This is a genomic window from Rhodococcus sp. 14-2470-1a (assembly GCF_002259425.1).
GTDB classification, from domain to species: Bacteria; Actinomycetota; Actinomycetes; order Mycobacteriales; family Mycobacteriaceae; genus Rhodococcoides; species Rhodococcoides fascians_E.
In genome coordinates this window covers 112,691-128,907 of record NZ_NPFZ01000032.1, presented here as the reverse complement: position 1 = coordinate 128,907, position 16,217 = coordinate 112,691, and the positions used below count along the sequence as shown (strand labels likewise).

Below are 16,217 nucleotides of genomic sequence, written 5' to 3'. Positions count from 1 at the left end.
CCGAATCGGTCATCGAAAGGTACAGTCATTTGTAGACCGACTGTTCGATTCTTATCCGAACCGGGGGTCGACAGTCCATACTGGCATTGCATGGTGTTGCAATAAGTAAGATAGTTCCAAGCCGTCAAGCCAACGCCTGCGTTAGGAGGTTGACGATGTCCGATGCGCCATCAAGCATGGTCGAGCGGGTAGTTCTGATTTTGGGTGTCTTCTCCCGATCCTCGGGCACCTTGACTCTGGGCCAGATCAGCTCGCGAAGCCGACTTCCCCGGTCCTCGGTACACCGAATACTGCAACAGCTCGTCACTGCACGATGGATCGAACGGCGCGACAACGAATACACACTGGGCCTGCGAATGTTCGAGATCGGCAGCCACGTAGAGCAGCGCACCCGTTTCAGCGAAGTCGCCCGGCCGTTGATGCAAGAGTTGTCCGCAGCCACCGGCCACGTCGTGCACCTCGCGTTGCTCGACGAACAGGACGTTGTCTACCTGGAAAAGGTAGGCGGCACTTTCGGCAGTACGTTGCCCTCGCGTGTGGGTGGCAGACTTCCCGCGCATTGCACCGGTGTAGGGAAAGTGCTTCTCGCATACTCCCCCAAGGCAATCACCGACGAATACAAAAAAAGCGGGATGCGACGGCAGACCAACGCAAGCATCATGACCGAGGACGCTCTCGAAACCTCGATACTGAACATCCGCAACTTCGGATACTCCACCGAAAGAGGCGAAGCGGTGCCGGGCGTCGGTTGCGTGGGCGCTCCGATATTCGAGTTCGGAAATGTCGTGGCAGCCATCTCTGCATGCGGCCCTCAACAACGACTCCGCGTCGACGAGCTCAAACACCGTGTCATGTGGACCGCAGCTGAAATCTCTCGGCGTCTGATGGCCTCCAGCTGTCCGCCGAGCCGCGCAGTCAACCCGATGCAGAACAGTGGACACAGCGCAACAGTCGTCGACTTCTCGACACCGGCTGGGTGGCGCCGCAGCAGAGCAGCCGAGGAAGAACACAGAATCGAGAGGGTCGAAAAATGTTGATCGACAACGGCGTTACGCCAGCGATGGCACCGTGACTACAAGTACTCGCGTGATCGACGAGGTTGCCGATCGCCTGGAGCAGGCTGTCGAAAGCGGCATTCCATGCTCCCCACTGAGCGATCTGATCGGAACGACCGATATCGACGCCGCGTATCAGGTACAGCAGACACTGACACGGCGCCGCATCAGTGCGGGAGCTCGCCTGATAGGGCGAAAGATCGGTTTGACCTCAGCTGCCGTGCAATCGCAGATCGGAGTGGACCGCCCCGACTTCGGAGTGCTTTTCGACGACATGCGTTTCGTGGACGGCGATGTCGTCCCTTTCGGAAGGCTCCTCCAACCCAAAGCTGAAGCTGAAATCGCGTTCGTGCTCGGCACTGACATCGACGATGCGACCTCACCCGACGCGGTGCGTGCGGCAGTTGCACTGGCCTACCCGGCGTTGGAAATCGTCGACAGCCGAATTGCACAGTGGCAGATAGGTATAACGGATACCGTTGCCGACAACGCGTCCTCCGGCGTTTTCGTTGTTGGCGAAACCGGATTCTCGTTGGATACGTTCGACCCGAAAGAGGTCGTCATGACCATGCGCCGCGGCGGAGAAGTCGTCTCCGAAGGCACCGGGCGTGACTGCCTCGGTGACCCATTGAACGCACTGGCGTGGCTCGCGGCGACAGCGATAGAGTTCGGAAGTCCCTTGCGCGCAGGCGACATCGTACTTTCCGGCGCGCTCGGCCCTATGGTGGCAGTTCAACCGGGTGATATTTTCGAAGCGGATATAGCGCCACTCGGTTCCATCTCGGTGAGCTTTGCAGGGGCCGAGGCCGGCCGACCGGCCGCCATCCCACACGAATGACGCTACGGCGCAACTGAACCTGTCCCGCTGGCCGGGACACCCACCACGCCCGGTCCCCGGCTGGAAATAGCGTTCGAATCGGCAACACCCACTCTAAGGAGAGCTCGATGACTGTGTCCCACGACTACGACCCCGGTCCCCAGATCGCCCACGCAGGCAGCATCAACCTGGGAACGAAGAATCTCGACCGTTCACTGTGGTTCTTCCGCGACCTCCTGGGAATGGAGGTCACTGCCCAGGCCGACGGTGTCGCATACCTCCGCGGATACCAGGAGCTGACACACCACTCACTGGTTCTCACTCAGCAGTCCGAAGCTGCCGTGAACAGCTACAGCTTCCGTGTACAGCGCAAGCAGGACGTCGAGCTCTTTCAGAAGCAGCTCGATCGCGAGGAGATCGAATCGATCGAGCTCGCAGCGGGCCACGAAACCGGGCGCGGAGAAGCGATCCGTTTCCTCCTCCCAGGTGGAGAACATCCGATCGAGCTGTACTACGACATCGACAAGCCGATTGCGGAAGAGTCGCTCCGTTCGAAGCTTCCCAGCAACAGCTCACGTCGCCGCGGCTTCGGTGTCCGTCGCCTCGACCACCTCAACGTCCAGTGCAGCCCCGGCACTGTCAACCAGGCCGAAGGTTGGCTTCGGGAGTCGCTGGGATTCAAACGACGCGAGTTCGCAATGATTCCTGACCATCCGAGCACGGTCATGGCATCGTGGTTGTCGGTCACCCCCCAGGTCCACGACATTGCCATCGGCATCAACCCGCTCGAACAGAACGGCCAGTTCCACCACGTCGCGTTCAACATCGAAAACTACGCCGACGTCCTGCGCATCGCCGACGAAGTTCGTGACCTCGACATCGAGTACGGCGCGGGACCCGGCAAGCACGGGGTCGGCCAGGCCATGTACCTCTACCTTCACGACCCCGGTTCAGGCCACCGCGTCGAGCTCTACTCGGGTGGATACCTGATCTTCGACCCCGACTTCGAAGAGATCGAGTGGAAGCTCCCCGAGCTTCAGTACGGCCAGACCTGGTACGGCGACCTGCTCGACGTCGGCCCGCAGGGAACATTCCTCACCACCACTCCTTCCGCAGGCCTCAAGCCGTAGTACCGAGCGACACCACCGCTGAAGAACACCCCTGACGCGTCTGCGTGAGCGTGCCTTGCACAGACGCGTCAGGCATTCGAATACCGGCAGCAATGGAGCTGTCAGAGAGGCTCGAGAAGATGACCGGTGCAATCTCTTTCGATTCCACACGGAAGACCGCCGAGGTCGGAGGTCTCACGTTCGCGTACCACGAAGCGGGCGAGGGCGAGCCGCTGATAATGCTCCACGGATCGGGACCCGGCGTCAGTGCGTGGTCGAACTTCCAGCACAACCTCCCCTTCTTCTCGAAGACATTTCGGGTGATCATGCCCGACCTGCCCGGATTCGGTGGCAGCGATCTGCCCGAACTGGACGAGGTCTACACAATCGCTGCGGCGAAGAAGATCGCGTCCTTCATGGACCATCTCGGGATCGAGTCCGCGTACTTCGTCGGCAACTCGATGGGCGGCGCCGTGGCTGCCGAACTCGCTGCGCTGCATCCCGATCGGGTGCGCAGGATGGCACTGATGGGATCCGGCGGACTGTCGGTGGGTATTTTCCAGGCGGAGCCGAGTGAGGGCTTCCTCAGACTGTTCGAGTTCCTGGAGGACCCGACCAGGGAGCGCATGATCGGGTGGATCAAGACCATGGTCTTCGACAAGAACCTGATCACCGATGAGCTGGTCGACGAGCGTATGAAAAATGCACTCGCCGAAGGGGTTCTCGGAAGAACCAAGGCCATCTTCGGTTCATTGTTCAATCCGAAGAATCAAGCGAAGTACACCCCGCTGTGGACCAAGGCGTCGACGATCGCCACCCACACGCTGTTGCTGTGGGGTCGCGACGATCGCATGTTGCCTTACGACCAGGCCCATTTCGCCACCAGATGGCTGCCGGAGGTCGAACTGCACACCTTCGCCCACTGCGGTCACTGGATCCAGGTGGAGCGCAAATCGGATTTCGAACGTGTCGTGCTCGAGTTCCTGACTCGGGAGGCATCCGTCCTCGCTGAGTGAGGAGAAAAATCGTGTGCGCCCCGCACACACCCATCCTCCTGTCAAAGCGATCATCCCGCTCAGCGGGAACGTAAGGGCGATAAGCGGATACGGGGTTCACAATCGAATAAGGCACCCCGCATCCGCCGGACGGGGAAATAGAATTCACGAGAAGTAGAGGTAGCTCGCATGGTGCACGAAGTTGTCAAGCGTGTAGAAGAATTGGGCCCCGAACTGGCCGCGCTCGCCGAGGAGAACGAAAGCCTGGGCAAATTGAGCGACAAGACGGCAAGCCTCATGCGCCAGATCGGCGTGATGCGGTTGCTGCAGCCCTCCGACTTCGGCGGCTACCAGGCGCACCCGCGCGATTTCGCCGAGGCCGTCATGGGGATCGCCAAGCACGATCCCGCAGCAGGATGGGTTTCCGGCGTGGTGGGAGTACACCCGTGGGAGCTCGCCCAGATGGATCGCAGGCTTCAGCAGGAGATCTGGGGCGAGGATCCAGACGTGTGGGTTGCCTCGCCGTACATGCCAAACGGCATTGCCGACCCCATCGGTGACGACAACTTCGTGCTCAGTGGCCGTTGGCCGTTCTCCTCCGGTGCAGATCATTGTCAGTGGGACTTCCTCGGCGCAATGAAGGGCAACGGATCCGGCGCACCGATCATGCCGCCCGAGGTAATGCACGTCGTGCTCCCCCGCCCCGACTACCAGATCATCGAGGGCTCCTGGGAGGTTGTCGGGCTCTCCGGCACCGGCAGCAAGGACGTCGTCGTCGACAAGGCCACCATTCCGGCCTACCGCACCGTTCTGCAGTCGGACATCGCCGGCGGAGTCGCTGCTGCACGTGCAGGACGTCACGACACCGTGTACAAGCTGTCGTTCGGCGTGATGTTCCCTCTCGGTATCACTTCGGCGGTCATCGGAATCTGTGAAGGCGCGCTCGCTACCCACCTGCAAATTCAGAAGGATCGCGTCGCGGTAACCGGAGTACAGGTTCGTGACGATCCGTATGCGCTCTACGCCGCAGGTCAGGCCGCATCGGAGATCGCCGCATCACGTACCCAGTTGATCGACGGCATCAGCCGGTTGTACGACATCGTCGAATCCGGCGGCGAACCCACGACCGAGGACAAGTCCAATCAGCGTCGCAACCAGGTTCGCTGTGCATGGAGGGCTGTGCAGGCCGTCGATGCGATCTTCGCCCGCTCCGGTGGCGGAGCTATCCGCAAGAGCAGCCCGATGCAGCGTTACTGGCGTGATGCGCACGTTGGTCTGCAGCACATGATCCACGGTGACGGCGTTGCGTATCACTCCAACGCACTGCACATGATGGACCTGGAGACACCTCCGGGAATGCTCGTAATGCTCTAACGTACGACCCGAGAGAAGGAACAACAGGATGAGTGATCCGACAGTCGTCGAGATCGATGCGCGACACATGCGCGACGTGTTGGGCAATTTTCCGACGAGCGTCGTGGCGGTAACGACTATCGGATCCGACCGGGAACCGGTGGGAATGGTCGTCGGATCGTTCACTTCGGTATCGCTCGACCCGCCACTCGTGTCATTTCTCGCGGACCGCTCGTCGTCGACATTGCCCAAGATTGTTGCGGCTGAGCGCTTCTGTGCCAACGCACTTGCCTCCGACCAGGAAGCTCTGTGCCGAAAGATGGCTCGGCGAGGTGCAGATCGGTTTGCCGGCGTCGCCTGGGAGAAGTCGTCGTTGAACAATCCGGTACTCGACGGAACGGTTGCGTGGATCGACTGCGTGATCGACAAGGTCGTCGAACTCGGTGACCATCTCCTGGTAGTCGGTAGGGTGCACGATCTGCGCGCTGCGTCGGTCAAGAACCCACTGTTGTTCTTCCGCGGTGGCTATGGGGACTACTCCTCCACAGCACAATCGCTGCTCGACGGCAATCTCGCCTGGTAGCGGTTCGACACGGCGCAAAATGGGGTCGGTGGACAACTATGTCCACCGACCCCATTTTTGAGCTCTGCAACCCCATCGAGCCGCCAAGTGTTGGATCTACCCCCACTCACCCGAGTTCTCGGCGCTCGCGCGCATGCACACAGCGACTACTGCTTCGTAGCACTCCAGCAGCGATCGATTGCCTTCAGTGAGGTACGTCTGCCCTCCAGCGGTGAACCACGCGACGACCATCCGGGTCAGAGCGACGCATCCGCCACCTCGTCGGGCTAGCGACAGCGTGCTGGGGCGTCGCTCACCGACCCGTCCACCTCGGCGGGCGACGTTCCACGAATGCGGCGGGTCCTTCGATCGCGTCCTGCGAGGCGAACACCGGATCTGTGTATGCACCTTGCACTTCGAACGCCTCGGAATCGGACATCGTCCTCGACGCGAGCGCAAACGCCTTGCTTGCCCGCACTGCGAGCGGCGCGTTGGCGGCGATGACAGCGGCGATGTCTCGAGCGACGGTCAATGCCGAACCGTCGTCCACTACTCGGTTGAGCAGGCCGTGACTCAGTGCGGTGGCCGCGGAAAGCGGTTGTCCCGTCAGCAACATTTCGAGCGCAACAGCTCGCGGCAACACGCGAGGAGCACGAAAGATACCGCCGGCTCGTGCGGCCAAACCGCGCGTCACTTCGGGGAGGCCGAACTTGGCGCTCTCCCCCGCGACAACCAGATCCGATGCCAGCACCAGTTCGAAGCCCCCGCCGAGCGCCCACCCTTCGACCGCCGCGATAAGAGGCTTCTCCGGCGGAGACTCGACGAGCCCACCGAACCCGCGCCCATCCACCACGGGCCGCTCGCCGAGCTGGAAGCGCTTCAGATCCATTCCCGCACAAAACGTCCCACCATTTCCGGTCAGGATTCCCACCCGTAGATCAGGGTCCTCGTCCAGCCGAATCAGGGCGGCAGCGATCACGTGTGCTGCCGCCTTCGTCATGGCATTGCGCTGCGCCGGCCTGTCGATTGTGATGGTCAGGACGCCGTTGTCGGCATCTACGATCACCTCACCGCTCGCAGTGGCACTCATCGCGGCGCCATCCGAATCGCACCGTCGAGTCGGATGGTCTCGCCGTTGACGTACGAGTTGCCGAGCAAAGTGACCGCCATGTCGGCATAGTCCTCCGGCTGGCCGAGTCGCTTGGGAAACGGAACGCCCGCTGCAAGACCTTCTCGGATGTCATCACGTAGGCGCGCCAACATCGGAGTGTCGAACACTCCGGGCGCGATGGTGTTGACACGAATTCCTACGCTGGCGAGATCGCGCGCAGCGACGAGAGTAATGCCGTGCACAGCTGCTTTCGACGCCGTGTAGGAGGTCTGACCGATCTGACCGTCGAACGCTGCGACGGAGGCCGTGAGAACGATCGCACCGCGCTCTCCGTCGACCGGCTCGTTGCGCGCTATCCGTGCAGACGCCAGCCGGAGCACGTTGTACGTGCCGATCAGGTTTACTTCGAGCACATCCCGGAAGCTCTGTAGTGGAGCCGGATTGCCTTCTTTGTCCAGGATTCGCAGACGATCGCCGCCTCTACCTGCGCAATGGACCGCTCCACGCAGGCGGCCGTGGGACTCTACGGAATCCAGAGCGGCTGCAAAGCTGTCTTCGTCGGTGATGTCGACAGCAAGGAACACCGCTGCGTCCCCGAGGCCTTTCGCGGTTACCTCACCGTCCGAGGTCGGGAGGTCGGCGATGACGACGCGTCCACCGCCGTCGACGATCGCCGCCGCTGTTGCGGCACCCAGACCGGATGCGCCGCCGGTGACGAGAAACGTATTGTCTGTGAGATTCATCGAAAACCTTGTTCTTTCTTCGGTGGTCAGGACGGGTAGCGGTTCGCCAGGTCCCGGCCGATGATTTCTTTCATGATCTCCGTGGTGCCGCCGACGATCGTCTGAACCCGAGCGTCCGCGTACGCGCGTGAGATGGGGTATTCATCCATGTATCCGTATCCACCGAACATTTGCAGACAACCGTCGGTGACACGCTTCTGCAACTCGGTCGTCCACCACTTGGCTTTTGCTCCGAGGGTGGCGTCGAATGATCCATCGTTGTAGGACAAAATGCTCTGCTCGAGGAAGCTGCGCGTGATTTCGACCTCGGTCGTCATCTCGGCAAGCTTGAACCTGGTGTTCTGGAAGTCGACGATGCGCTGCCCAAAGGCTTTTCGCTCGCTTGTGTATTTCAGTGTCCATTCCAGAGCAGCCTCGGCAGCAACCAGAGCGCGCCAGGCAATCGACAGCCTCTCGAGAGGCAACTGGGCGGTCAGGTGGTGGAAACCACGTCCTTCCTCGCCGACGAGGTTGGCGAGTGGTACACGTACGTCCGAAAAGGCGATCTCGGCGGTGTCCTGAGCGTGCAGGCCGAGCTTGCGAAGCTTCTGGCCTCGGGCGAACCCAGGTGTGTCGGTCGGGACGAGGATCAGCGAGAGCTGCGGACGACCCTCCTTCTCGCCGGTACGGGCCGCTGCAAGAACGATGTCCGAGGAGAAGCCGCTGGTGATGAACGTCTTCGCGCCGTTGATCACCCAGTCGTCACCATCGCGCACCGCGGTGGTTTTCATGCCGCGAAGGTCGCTGCCTGCGGCAGGCTCCGACAGCGCAATGGATGCGACCGTCGAGCCATCTGCCATTCCCGGCAGCCAGGCCTTTTTCTGCTCGGTGGTGCCGAACGTGGTCAGGTACGACGCGACGATGTCTTCGTTGATGGAGAACGCGGACGCCAATGCGGCGGCACCGACTCGCGCGAGCTCCTCCTGCACGACACAGCGAAAGCGGTAGTCCCCCGCTCCGCCACCGCCGAACTCCTCGGGTATACGAATACCGAGGATGCCTTGGCTACCCGCAGCCTTCCACACGATCCGGCCCGTGCTCCGCTCCTCTTCCCAACGATCGAGATTCGGCGCGACCTCTCGGTTCACGAACTCGCGGACGGACGCACGGAACGCCGAATGATCGGCGTCGTAAAAGCTCTGTGACACTGTGAATCTCCCGGTCTGTTGTGTTCGCGAATCAGTCGACAAGCTCGTAGATGGTGGCGTTCGCGGTGCCGCCACCTTCGCAGATCGTTTGCAGTCCGTAGCGCAGGCCCTTCTCGCGCATGTGGTGAATCAGGCGCGTGGTGAGAACGGCCCCCGAGGCACCGAGGGGGTGCCCCACCGAAATCGCACCCCCGAGTGGGTTCACACGGCTCGGATCGGCGCCGAGCTCGATCTGCCAGGCGAGAGGAACCGGCGCGAACGCTTCGTTGATCTCGATTGCACCGATATCGTCGATGCTCAATCCCGCTCGCGCCAGGACTTTCCGAGTCGCGGGGATGGGTGCGGTCAACATCAACACCGGATCGGCGCCGACGACCGACCCCGCCAGGATTCGCACGATAGGCGTCAATCCCAATTGGCGCGCCTTTTCCGGTGTCGTGATCAACACTCCGGCAGCCCCGTCCGAGATCTGTGATGCGTTCCCTGCGTGTACGACGCCGTCTTCCCGAAATGACGGCTTCATCTTTGCCAACGTCTCCGGGGTGGTTCCGCGGCGCAGTCCTTCGTCGACGTCGAGTTTCGCGTCTACGGTGTCGACTGCCACCAACTGTGAATCGAATGCCCCGCCGTCGATTGCCTCGGCGGTGAGCTGGTGCGAGCGTGATGCGTACTCGTCCAACATGTGCCGAGTCAGTCCCCACTTTTGAGCGATGAGCTCCGCCCCGGTGCCCTGGTCGAGTCCGTCGACACCATAGCGGTCGAGAACTGTCTGGCCGTAGGGGAATCCGGACGCACGGGTCGCGCCGAGTGGTACCCGCGACATCATCTCCACGCCGCCTGCGACAGCGATGTCGTATGCCCCGGACATGACTGCGTGTGCAGCGGACTCGATGGCCTGCTGGCCCGAACCACAGGCACGGTTGATGGTAACTGCCGGTACCGACTCCGGCCACCCTGCGGCGAGAGTCGCGAACCTGCCGACATTGCTGGACTGATCGCCGAGCTGCGTGACGCAACCCCACATCACATCGTCGACGGTGCCCGGGTCTATTCCGCTGCGGTGCACCAGTTCGCTTAGTACGATCGCAGACAGATCGACAGGGTGTATTCCGTTCAGTGAACCGTTCCGCTTTCCGATGGGCGTGCGTACCGCCTCGACGATGACTGCTTCCCGGACCTGCATGTATGGCTCCGATCGATGTAGCCGAATGCAGTGGAAGAATGGGAATTGTGTCCACTGCCGCTACTCAAAAGATAGATTACATGGTTAACTACGTCAAACACTTCTGAGGAGAGTTGCATGGACTTCGCGCTCAGCGATGAACAAGACGCCCTCGCCGCCGCTGAACGCGCCTGGCTCGTCAAACACGATCCGATCGCCGCTCGGCGACCATCGATCGACGACGGCCCGGCACGATTGCGTCCCGAGGACCTACGGCATCTCGTCGACTCCGGCCTCGCCGCACTGCTGACCGAGGACATGGGAGGCACCCATGTCGATCTTGCAGTTCTTGCTGAAGAGCACGGCCGCCTGGGTAGCCCACTTCCATTGGCCGAATTGGCGATCGCAACGGGCCTACTGGAGTTTCTGGAGCATCCCCTGTACGAAAATGCCAGTGCAGGAAACGAACTGGTCCTGCCGGTGCTCGCGTCGATCGACGGTGATTCCCTCGCTGCGACCATCGAAGACGGCACACTCTCGCTGAGCGGTACCTCGGCACCGGTCTGCGGACTCATCGACGTCGGGCACATCCTGGTAGTCGCTCGGTGCGGCGACGGCATCGAGGTCGCCGCGGTGTTGTCGGTCTCGGCAGTCGGCACACGGTCACTCGACACGCTCGACCTCACTCGATCCTTCTCGGTCGCTGACATCGACATCACTCTCGAGGCCGACCAGTGGTACGGACTACCCGCCGGCACCGCCGAGTTCGTCCACGACCAGCTCGCGACTTTTCGCGCGTTCGATGCACTCGGGGCTGCGGCGCGGTTGTCGGAAGAGAGCGTCGACTACGCGAAAAGTCGACATCAGTTCGGGAAGCCCATTGCCGGCTTCCAGGCCATCAAGCACCACTGCGCGAACATGGCCCTGTCGGTCGAATCCGCGCGAGCCGCACTGTGGGCCGCAGCGGTGGCACTCGACGACAAGTCCTCGGAACGAACGACAGCCGTCTCCGCGGCCGCCGCATACGCAGGTGAGGCGACCAGCACCGTCGCCCAGACCGCTCTCCAGGTACACGGCGGAATCGGGTTCACCTGGGAACACGACCTCCACCTTCTACTGAGAAGGATCAAGGTCGACGAGCTCCTCGACGGAACGGTCTCGTTCCATCGTCGCAGATTGGTCCGCGTCTGACCGGCCACTGACAGGAGAAGGCGGGGAACCCTATCGGGTTCCCGCCTTCCAGTGCGTCCGGTCTCACCCGGATACCCAGCTGCTACCTAGCGAGCTTGCCAGACCGGTGCGCGCTTCTCGGCGAACGCCCGCGGACCCTCCTTCGAGTCCTCGCTCCGGCGCAACTGGTCCCATTCGGACGCGGACAAGGCCCACTTGTGATCCTCGTCGGAGCGCTTGCCATCCACGATGCCGTAGGCGATGCGCTTGCTTGCCTGAACAGACAGAGGTGCGTTGACGGCGATCCGCTGAGCAAGTTCGACAGCTGCTTCGACGGACTTCCCCTCGTCGACGACGCTGTTGATCAGTCCGAACTCGAGTGCTCGCGCAGCGCTGATCGGGTCGCCGGTGAACACCATCTCCATCGCCAGTCTCTGCGGGATCTGCGCGGGAAGGCGAAAAACGCCGCCTGCGCCCGCAAGCAACCCACGCTTGACTTCGGGTAGACCGAAAGTTGCATTCTGCGCCGCCACGATCAGGTCGGCCGAAAGCGCGAGTTCTGTACCGCCACCGAGCGCCGAACCGTTCACCGCGGCGATCGTGGGCTTCTGGACGACATGCTTGACGAAACCCGCAAAACCCCAGTCTTCGTGACCGGGCGCGTAGGTGCTTTCGCCTCGGGCGATCGCTTTCAGATCTGCACCCGCGCAGAAAGATTTGTCTCCAGCGCCGGAGATGACGATCACCCGCACCTCCGGATCCTGTTCTGCTTCGTCGAGAGCGGCCCCGACCGCAGCACTCACGGCAGAGTTCACGGCGTTGCGCGCGTCGGGTCGGTTGATCGAGATGATCATGACGTTGCCTGCTCGCTCCACGAGCGCACCTGATGGCAGCGTGGTCGGTTCGGTCACTGCGGTCGATTCGGTCATGTCGCTTCTACCTCTCAGCTCGCGTCGATCAGTTCGAGAATAGTGGCGTTGGCTTGACCGCCGCCCTCGCACATCGTTTGCAATCCGTATCGAATGTTGTTGCGCTGCATGTGCGCAATCATGTCCGTCAGGATTCGCGCTCCCGAACCGCCGAGCGGATGCCCGAGTGCGATGGCACCGCCGTTCGGATTGAGCTTGTCCGAATCCACGCCGATCTCTTTCTGCCACGCCAGAGGCACCGACGCAAACGCCTCGTTCACCTCGAACACCCCGATGTCGTCCATGGTGAGCCCCGACTTGTCCAACGCCTTGGCTGTCGCAGGGATCGGTGCAGTCAACATGATGACGGGGTCCGCAGCCGCAACCACTGCGGTGTGGATCTTTGCGATCGGTGTCAGTCCGTACTTCGCGGCAGCTTCTTCGCTCATGATCAACAAGGCAGCGCAACCGTCGGAGATTTGTGATGCATTGCCTGCGTGTATGACTCCGTCTTCCTTGAATACCGTCTTCAACGCGGCGAGCTTCTCCACGGTGGTTCCGCGTCGAATTCCCTCGTCCTTGCTGATGACGGTGCCGTCCGGGGTCGTGATGGGCACGATCTGCTTGTCGAACCATCCGGCGTCCTGAGCGGCGGCAGCTCGTTCATGGGACCGAGCCGAGAAGGTGTCGAGATCGGTACGGCTCAGACCCCACTTGTCCGCGATCATCTCCGCGCCGACACCTTGGTTGGGAGCAACCTCGTAGCGTTCGAGGAAGCCCGGTCCGTAGGGACTGCCGCCGACTTTGCCGGCCGAACCCATCGCGACACGCGACATCGATTCCACACCACCTGCTACCACGACGTCGTAGTGCCCAGCTTCGACACTGGCGACCGCGAAGTTGAGTGCCTGCTGGGAGGATCCGCACTGGCGGTCGATGGTGACGCCTGGTACGGAATCAGGCCATCCTGCCGAGAGCACGGCGTTACGCGCGATGTCGTTCGCCTGATCACCGAGTTGCTGTACGCACCCCCAGATCACGTCATCGACGATGACTGGATCGATACCCGTGCGCTGTACCAACCCGTTGAGAACCGCCGCAGAAAGGTCGGCGGGATGAACGCCTGCCAGCCCGCCGTTTCTCTTGCCGACAGGGCTTCGGACGGCTCCGACGATGACTGCGGACATGCTGTGCTCCTTGATTGTTCGGTCTAGGCTGGATGTGCTAAACGCGTGCGGATTCGAGATCCTTCACGAGCTCGATCAGACGGCGGCGGTCGACCTTGAGCGAGGCGCCGCGAGGTAGGGCGTCGACCGTGTGGATCGCAACGGGAACCTCGTAGCCGGTCAGACGGTCTCGAACGAATTCGCGCAGTTCACTTTCGGTCGGGGCGGATGCCGACGACGTCAGTTCGACGACGGCGATCGGAACCTGCCCCAGTCGTTCGTCGTCTTTGCCGTAGACCGTGGCGTCGTGCACGGACGGATGTGCGCGTAAGGCGTTGCACACGGTCTCGGGCTGAATCTTGAACCCGCCGCGCACGATGGCGTCGTCGGCCCGCCCGTCGATGTACAGAAATCCGTCGTCGTCGAGGTGCGCGAGATCGCTGGTCCTGAGCCAACTACCCTCACCTGCGCCGACCTGCTTTGCAGATACCTCCAGCATGCCGGTCTCGCCCACTGGTAGGACAACTCCCTCCGGCGTCACCGTGCGCATGCTGACACCGGGGAACGGCTTGCCCACACTCCCCCGTTTGGCCTTCCAGCATTGCTCGATCAAGGGTCTCGTCCATCCGGCAACGGCTCCCCCGAATTCGGTAGCGCCGTACACGATCATGACGGGTATGTCGTACTTGTCGGTGAATTCGTCGGCCAGGTCGGGACTGACGAACGTTGTTCCCGCCGTGACCGCTCGCAGACTGGACAGTTTCTCTTTGGGAACATCGCCGCCGAGGACCGCTCGCATCGCAGCGGGCGGCAGGCTTGCGATGGCCAGCTTGTGTTCGAAGACGGCATCGACCCAACCGTCGACCGTGAATCGCGGCAACAACACGAACGGTCGGGCCTCGGTCAACGACTGAATCACGCTCCACATTCCGCCGATGTGCACTATCGCAAGGGTGACCAACGCGGCTTTGCCGGTGAGAGGTTCGCGAACTTTGCCGCCCGCGCCGGTGTGCTTGTGGACCGCAGCCATTGCCGACTCGAGTTGACGCCAGGTCAACGGAATTCGTTTGGGGGTGCCCGTGGTCCCCGACGTGAACATCTCGACCGCTACCGGGTCACCGACTGCCGCAACCGACGCATCGAGCACGGTGGCCAGACTGGCAATTCGGGTAACGTCCTGCCCGTCCACGGCATATCCAACGATGTCGGCTTCTGCTGCCGCAGCGACGAATTCGGGAGCTTCCCAACTGCTCTGTGGCGCCAACACGACAGGAGGCCGGGAAGCCACCACGTCCGCAGCGATTCGTGCCGTGGGCTGCATTGGATTGAGAGTGACGACGGTGCGTCCCTTACTCAGGATCGCAACCAGCGCGGCGACTGTCTCTACGCGGTTGGACACCACTACGCCGACCCGCGAACCCTCAGAGCAACCGATCTCGGTCAGCTCCGCATCGATCCGTTCCGCCAGCTGCCGTACCTGGCCCCAGGTGTACCACTGCTTGTCCTGCTGGATCATTCGTGCGTCGTCAGGCGCCGACCACAGCAAGCCCAACGCTTCTCTGATACTCGTCATGACATTGCCTCTCCTCGCACGACGGCACACACGTGCGCCCTTCACGTCGTTGAAGACGCATCTCCAAGATAGATGACGTGGTTAACTAGGTCAATCAACGCGGCATGCCCAAACCACGTTCCGCGATGATGTTGCGCATGATCTCCGAACTTCCGCCCGCGATGGTGAAGGCACGCGCATACAAGAACTCGTCCTGCCACCGGCCCCCGTCGAGTACCGCCGGATCGCTCTCGACGAGGATGCCTGATTCGCCACTCAATTCGAGGGCGAACCGCTGCACCTCGACACCGATTTCACTGAAGGAAAGTTTGGCCATCGGAGCGTCGTACACTCGCTCCGATTTTCGTGACCAACGGCTGATGTTGGCGTATACCAACGCAGAGAGCGCGGCAACCGATGCCTTCAGTTGCCCGAGCCTGTCCTGGACGTACCCGTCCTCGATCGCAGGCCTGCCGTAGCGCTCCACCCGGCGAGCAAGATCCTCGAGCGCATCGACACTCTGGCGTAATCGCACCGCGTTGGCCGCCACACCCGAACGCTCATGCGACAGGCTCGAATTCGCAACGGACCAACCCTGATTCAGTTGCCCCACCACGGCGTCAGGAGCCAAGACCACATCATCGAGGAACACCTCGTTGAAATCCGAGGTACCGGTCATCTCACGCAACGGTCTGATGTCGACACCCGGCAAGGTCATGTCGACGATGAACGCACTGATCCCCTTGTGTTTCGGAGCGTCCGGATCGGTACGCGCGAGCATGTAGCCGTAGTCCGACCAGTGACCGTTGGTAGTCCACACCTTCTGCCCGGTGACCCGGAACCCACCGTCGTCGGTTCGTACCGCCTTGGTGCGCAGCGAGGCGAGATCGCTACCGGAGCCGGGTTCACTGAACAGCTGACACCAGACCTCCGACCCAGCCCTGATACCCGGCAGATACTTATTTCTCTGCTCGTCGGTTCCGAAGTCGAAGAGCGCGTGGGCAATCAAGTTGCTTGCGCCCGGTAACACAGAAGATCTTGCCCTGGCGATTTCCTCGCCTACCACTACGCTTCGCTCTGCCGAGTGGTCACCACCTTGTCCTCCGAAATTCGTAGGCCAGTCGCCACCGAAGTAGCCGGCCGCATACAACTTTCCAGTCCATTCCTTCAACAAGCCCAATTCCTCGGCGGTCTCGGCACTTCGAACACCTGCCTTCGGGGCGATATCAGGGGCGTTCGCGGCAACGAACTCCCGAACCTCGAGCCGGAACTTTTCGAGGTCAGGTGTCATTCCATAATCCATGTCACGCCTCTTTGTCGTAGCTCG

General features: G+C 61.8%; 15 protein-coding genes. 7 read left to right on the top strand and 8 right to left on the bottom strand.

Annotation, left to right across the window (positions count from 1 at the left end; all coding sequences use genetic code 11):
* Positions 1-155: 155 nt before the first annotated feature.
* The 6 genes from CH292_RS21540 (at position 156) to CH292_RS21515 (ending at position 5,912) form a co-directional block, all read left to right on the top strand.
* A complete protein-coding gene (locus CH292_RS21540; RefSeq protein ID WP_094655702.1) occupies positions 156-1,037 on the top strand; it encodes an IclR family transcriptional regulator in 882 nt (293 codons plus the stop codon).
* Between the two features lie 31 nt (positions 1,038-1,068).
* On the top strand, positions 1,069-1,893 hold the full coding sequence (locus CH292_RS21535) for a 2-keto-4-pentenoate hydratase (RefSeq protein ID WP_094655701.1): 825 nt from the start codon (positions 1,069-1,071) through the stop codon (positions 1,891-1,893).
* A 107-nt stretch (positions 1,894-2,000) separates the two neighbouring features.
* Positions 2,001-3,002 (top strand): VOC family protein, encoded by a 1,002-nt coding sequence (locus CH292_RS21530; RefSeq protein WP_094655700.1) that lies wholly within the window; start codon positions 2,001-2,003, stop codon positions 3,000-3,002.
* A 119-nt stretch (positions 3,003-3,121) separates the two neighbouring features.
* Complete coding sequence (locus tag CH292_RS21525) at positions 3,122-3,997, top strand: alpha/beta fold hydrolase (RefSeq protein ID WP_094655773.1); 876 nt, start codon at positions 3,122-3,124, stop codon at positions 3,995-3,997.
* 168 nt (positions 3,998-4,165) lie between these two features.
* Positions 4,166-5,350 (top strand): hydroxylase, encoded by a 1,185-nt coding sequence (locus CH292_RS21520; protein ID WP_094655699.1) that lies wholly within the window; start codon positions 4,166-4,168, stop codon positions 5,348-5,350.
* 28 nt (positions 5,351-5,378) lie between these two features.
* Positions 5,379-5,912 (top strand): flavin reductase family protein, encoded by a 534-nt coding sequence (locus tag CH292_RS21515; RefSeq protein WP_094655698.1) that lies wholly within the window; start codon positions 5,379-5,381, stop codon positions 5,910-5,912.
* Between the two features lie 292 nt (positions 5,913-6,204).
* Here CH292_RS21515 and CH292_RS21510 read toward each other — a convergent pair whose 3' ends face one another.
* Genes CH292_RS21510 through CH292_RS21495 form a run of 4 tightly spaced genes read right to left on the bottom strand, consistent with a single transcriptional unit; the run spans position 6,205 to position 10,115 of the window.
* Positions 6,205-6,981 carry a crotonase/enoyl-CoA hydratase family protein gene (locus tag CH292_RS21510; RefSeq protein WP_094655697.1) on the bottom strand — a complete coding sequence of 259 codons (777 nt, stop codon included), beginning with the start codon at positions 6,979-6,981 and terminating at the stop codon, positions 6,205-6,207.
* Positions 6,978-7,745: an SDR family oxidoreductase gene (locus tag CH292_RS21505; RefSeq protein WP_094655696.1), complete on the bottom strand. Its 768-nt coding sequence runs from the start codon at positions 7,743-7,745 to the stop codon at positions 6,978-6,980. Before CH292_RS21505 ends, CH292_RS21510 begins: the two co-directional genes overlap by 4 nt.
* Positions 7,746-7,771: 26 nt before the next feature.
* Complete coding sequence (locus CH292_RS21500; RefSeq protein ID WP_094655695.1) at positions 7,772-8,932, bottom strand: acyl-CoA dehydrogenase family protein; 1,161 nt, start codon at positions 8,930-8,932, stop codon at positions 7,772-7,774.
* A 31-nt stretch (positions 8,933-8,963) separates the two neighbouring features.
* Complete coding sequence (locus CH292_RS21495) at positions 8,964-10,115, bottom strand: thiolase family protein (protein WP_094655694.1); 1,152 nt, start codon at positions 10,113-10,115, stop codon at positions 8,964-8,966.
* A gap of 117 nt (positions 10,116-10,232) precedes the next feature.
* Between CH292_RS21495 and CH292_RS21490 the strand changes: the two genes are divergently transcribed.
* Entirely contained in the window at positions 10,233-11,285 is a 1,053-nt protein-coding gene (locus CH292_RS21490) for an acyl-CoA dehydrogenase family protein (protein WP_094655693.1), read from the top strand.
* Positions 11,286-11,371: 86 nt separating this feature from the next.
* On the opposite strand, the gene CH292_RS21485 is transcribed toward CH292_RS21490, so the two are convergent.
* The 4 genes from CH292_RS21485 to CH292_RS21470 form a co-directional block, all read right to left on the bottom strand.
* Positions 11,372-12,193, bottom strand: coding sequence for a crotonase/enoyl-CoA hydratase family protein (locus CH292_RS21485; RefSeq protein WP_094655692.1), 822 nt, complete (start codon positions 12,191-12,193; stop codon positions 11,372-11,374).
* A gap of 14 nt (positions 12,194-12,207) precedes the next feature.
* On the bottom strand, positions 12,208-13,359 hold the full coding sequence (locus CH292_RS21480; protein WP_094655691.1) for a thiolase family protein: 1,152 nt from the start codon (positions 13,357-13,359) through the stop codon (positions 12,208-12,210).
* A 37-nt stretch (positions 13,360-13,396) separates the two neighbouring features.
* Positions 13,397-14,911 (bottom strand): class I adenylate-forming enzyme family protein, encoded by a 1,515-nt coding sequence (locus CH292_RS21475; protein ID WP_094655690.1) that lies wholly within the window; start codon positions 14,909-14,911, stop codon positions 13,397-13,399.
* Positions 14,912-15,005: 94 nt separating this feature from the next.
* Complete coding sequence (locus CH292_RS21470) at positions 15,006-16,193, bottom strand: acyl-CoA dehydrogenase family protein (protein WP_094655689.1); 1,188 nt, start codon at positions 16,191-16,193, stop codon at positions 15,006-15,008.
* Positions 16,194-16,217 lie beyond the last annotated feature (24 nt).